Raw genomic sequence first — 3,865 nt, 5'->3', positions numbered from 1 at the left:
CCCCTGACAAGCATCCCTTTTACAAACATTCCCAAGCACAACCCTTTCTAGCTTTTCGTAATGATGAGATCGTTGGCCGAATCTGCGCGATTTGGAACAACAACCACAACGCCTTTAATCATGTCAATGAAGGGCAATGGGGTTTTTTTGATTGCATCGATGATCAGGAGGTGGCTAATGCTTTGTTTGAAACTGCTGAAAAATGGGTGAAAGCTAAAGGTGGAGATACCATCGTCGGCCCTATCAATTTGTCAACCAATGATACGGTAGGGCTTTTGGTTGAGGGCTTTGATAGACCACCAGTGGCGATGATGCCCTACAATTCACCCTATTACATGGATTTGATTACCAATGCCGGTTATGGACAGAAGGTAGATCTTAGGGCGTATCTGGTCATGGAGCAAACTGCCGATAAGCGCTCTGTAAAGCTTTTGGATAAGTTGGAGGAACGTTTAAAAAGATCAGGAATTACATTGCGCCAATTTAATGTAAAGGATTTTAAAAACGAAGCTGCCAAGGTTCGTGATATCTATAATAGAGCTTGGGATAAAAATTCAGGATTCGTTCCGATGACGGAAGATGAATTTAACTATACAGCTAAAGATCTGAAGATGATCCTCGATCCACGTTTTGCCATTGTGGCCGAAAAAGACGGGGAGCTCGTTGGTTTTGGCTTAGGTATCCCCGATATCAATCAAATTCTTATCAAAGTGAAGAAAGGCCGTTTACTTCCTACGGGTATTTTTAAGTTGTTGTTCGGAAAGAAAAAAATCAATTTGCTACGGGTATTGATGTTGGGTGTATTGGAAGATTATCGCAAGCTTGGTATTGAAGCTTGTTTGTATGGCCGAATTATTAGAGAATCAAAAGATTCTAATATAAAAGGGGCTGAATGTTCGTGGATGTTGGAGCATAATTATATGATGAACCATGCCATTGAACAAATGAATGGAGAATTGTACANNAAAAATCATTATGATAGAAAAAATATTAATCACTGGAGCGAGTGGTTTTGTGGGTTATCATTTGACAAGGGCGGCGAAGGAAGCCGGAATGGAAGTTCATGCTGCCGTTAGAAAGTCGAGTGACGTTTCAGAAATTCGTTCTGTTGTGGATAAATTTGTTTATCCTGATTTCACGGATGAAGCTTCCATCAAAGCTTTATTGGAATCGGAAAACTATACCTATGTCGTACATGCAGCGGCAATGACGCGTGCCAAACGCGAAGAAGATTTAGAAAAGGTCAATGTTGGTTATACCAAAAACTTGGCTTCGGCCTGTTTTTCATTGGAAAACCCAATCCGCAGATTTGTATTTGTAAGTAGTCTTGCAGCCATAGGACCTGTTCCTTATGCATCCAATTTAATTGATGAATGTAATCCCTACTGCCCAGTGACAGCTTATGGTCGAAGCAAAAGCAAGGCGGAACTCGCATTGAGTGAGTTTGAGGGACAACCGGTGACAATTTTACGGCCTACAGCAGTATATGGTCCCAGAGAGAAAGATATTTTTATTCTTTTCAAGACAATGAACGGTGGAATGGATGCCTATGTCGGAAGATCTCCTCAAAAGCTAAGCTTTATTTATGTGACGGATCTAGTTCAAGCGATTTTAAACGCTTGCCGTTTTGATCAAGGAGGGAAAAGAGTATACAATCTGAGTGATGGTCAGGTCTATGATAGATATGAAATGGCCAAAATTTTTAAAGAGTTCACGCAGAAGAAAATGATCCGGATGCATATTCCCTTGGGGATTGTCAAAGCAGTGGCTGTAATCTTTGAACGTGTATATAAAAATTCAAAAACAATACCTGTACTATATCCAGAGCGACTGAATGAACTTACAGCGGAAAATTGGGGCTGTGATATTTCATTGGCTCAAAGCCAAATACAATACCAACCTAAATACAATTTGAAAGTGGGCTTAGAGGAGGCACTGGCTTGGTATAAAGAAAATAAATGGTTATAATCACAGATAATGAGTGAGTTTAAAATAAATAAAAAGCTTTTTCAAGATCGAAAAAGAACAAATATCCTGAGTGAACCCGAACAAAAGTTGATTACATACCTCGTGCCGAGGGTTCCGAATTGGATTACTTCTGATGGCCTTACGGCGATCGGTTTTTTGGGATCCCTGATGGTTTTAGGGAGTTTTTTACTAGCAGAATATGTTGATATCCGTTATTTACTTTTAGGTATTCCTGGTTTTTTTGTACAATGGTTTGGTGATTCATTGGATGGACGTATTGCATTTTATCGGAATAAATCACGCCGTTGGTATGGATTTGCACTCGATATTGTAATGGATTGGATCAGTACAGTATTTATCGGATTGGGATATGTGCTCTATACGACAGGTGATTTTAAATATCTCGGCTTTACGTTGGTCTCCTTATATGGATGGGCGATGATTATATCCCAACTTCGGTATAGAATTACTGATAAGTATACCATAGATGCCGGAATCTTGGGGCCGACAGAAATACGTGTGATTATTTCCTTGGTGATGTTATTGGAGGTATTGATGCCCGGTTCCATTAATTGGTGTGTATTTGTGATTTGCCTGTTGCTTTTTATTATTAATGCAAATGATACACGTCTGTTGTTAAAATTGGGGGATGCGAAGGATAAGGAAGATAAACTGAAAAAACAACAAGAGGAGGCGGGCTAAATATGTCTTCAAGGGTTGTTATTTTTCTAAAAGCACAATTGTCCGCCTTTCTGGGCGGATTGTTTGATTTTGGTGCATATTCTGCCTGTTATAAACTGTTACACATTAGCGCGCCTTTCTCCAATGCAATCAGCGGTAGCCTTGGCGCTGTCGTAAACTTCTTGATCAATCGGTATTGGTCTTTTGGAAGCACGCAAAATTCTGTAGGTAGTCAGTTATGGAAGTTTGTAATTGTTGTCTGTGGCAGTATTCTGCTCAAATCTACTGGCATTCACTTTCTGGTGGACGTATACCATTTTAACTTTTTGTTTTCAAAGCTACTTGTTGAGTTGCTTGTTTCTTTAGGCTTTAATTACACACTTCAGCGTTTCTGGGTCTTTAAAGACAATGGGAAGTAATTTGTTTCCCTTTTCTTCTCGATTGAACGATGCCGTTCAGCTTAATATTGTTTTTTCTGTATAGCTTTTTTTGGGACTTCTAATCCATTTTTTAAATTTTAAATTGGTGAAATTGCAATCTGTATTGATAACTCCAGGTTATTTGTAGATCGTTTCAGTGCTATTTTAATTTTGGTTGCCGGCGTTTGCATTTTGGATTATCATCGATAACCATAGCATTAACAGTTATATTCTTTTAAGTAAAGCTAAGGCTATTTGGTTTAATTGTTCGCTATTGATTATATCTTAGTTTAGGAATAATCTAGATTTAAGTTAGCAATCCATNNCTAAACAAACCCTAACTAAACAATGAATTTGTGCTGACCTTGGTGACTTCGCTTTTGCATTATATTTCTGCAGTTTCCGCGGTTTGTTTGCGCTTATGCTTTTTATACCTGCCCACATTCGATCTTTCCAATCTCAGGTTCTTATTCTAGTATCCCTCATGTTTTCTATTAGCCAGTGCTGTGCTTTTGGTTAAAAACCATTAAGGAGTCAGTACCCCAATCAAAAGAATAAGCGAAAGACGCGTCATTCCCCGCCTTTCTGCTCCAGATTTCTCTCCTGGAACTGTTTTGCTGACTTCACATTTATCCTGCTTTGCCAGCTCGGAGGTTTCTGGTTGCACGGGGTAGCAGGCAAGCACCCTGCGAGCCATTCCGACGTTTCACGTATCGTTTCTCCGCTTTGCCTGCCCGTAAGCCTGCCCCCTAAGGCCCTCAGGTCAGCTTCCGGTAAAAACAATCCGTCAAGTTTCC

At 39.8% G+C, this 3,865-nt stretch carries 3 protein-coding genes; all 3 read left to right on the top strand.

The features are described from left to right. The first annotated feature begins 975 nt into the window (after nucleotides 1-975). Genes B4G94_RS22845 through B4G94_RS22835 form a run of 3 tightly spaced genes read left to right on the top strand, consistent with a single transcriptional unit; the run spans nucleotide 976 to nucleotide 3,068 of the window. Entirely contained in the window at nucleotides 976-1,968 is a 993-nt protein-coding gene (locus tag B4G94_RS22845) for an NAD-dependent epimerase/dehydratase family protein (RefSeq protein WP_286862216.1), read from the top strand. Nucleotides 1,969-1,977: 9 nt separating this feature from the next. Continuing rightward, a complete protein-coding gene (locus B4G94_RS22840) occupies nucleotides 1,978-2,670 on the top strand; it encodes a CDP-alcohol phosphatidyltransferase family protein (protein WP_108635092.1) in 693 nt (230 codons plus the stop codon). A 2-nt stretch (nucleotides 2,671-2,672) separates the two neighbouring features. Further along, entirely contained in the window at nucleotides 2,673-3,068 is a 396-nt protein-coding gene (locus B4G94_RS22835; RefSeq protein WP_286862214.1) for a GtrA family protein, read from the top strand. Nucleotides 3,069-3,865: the final 797 nt, after the last annotated feature.

Source organism: Sphingobacterium sp. UBA7625 (assembly GCF_002484085.1).
Taxonomy (GTDB): Bacteria; Bacteroidota; Bacteroidia; order Sphingobacteriales; family Sphingobacteriaceae; genus Sphingobacterium; species Sphingobacterium athyrii.
This window is presented reverse-complemented; position numbering and strand designations above follow the sequence as displayed.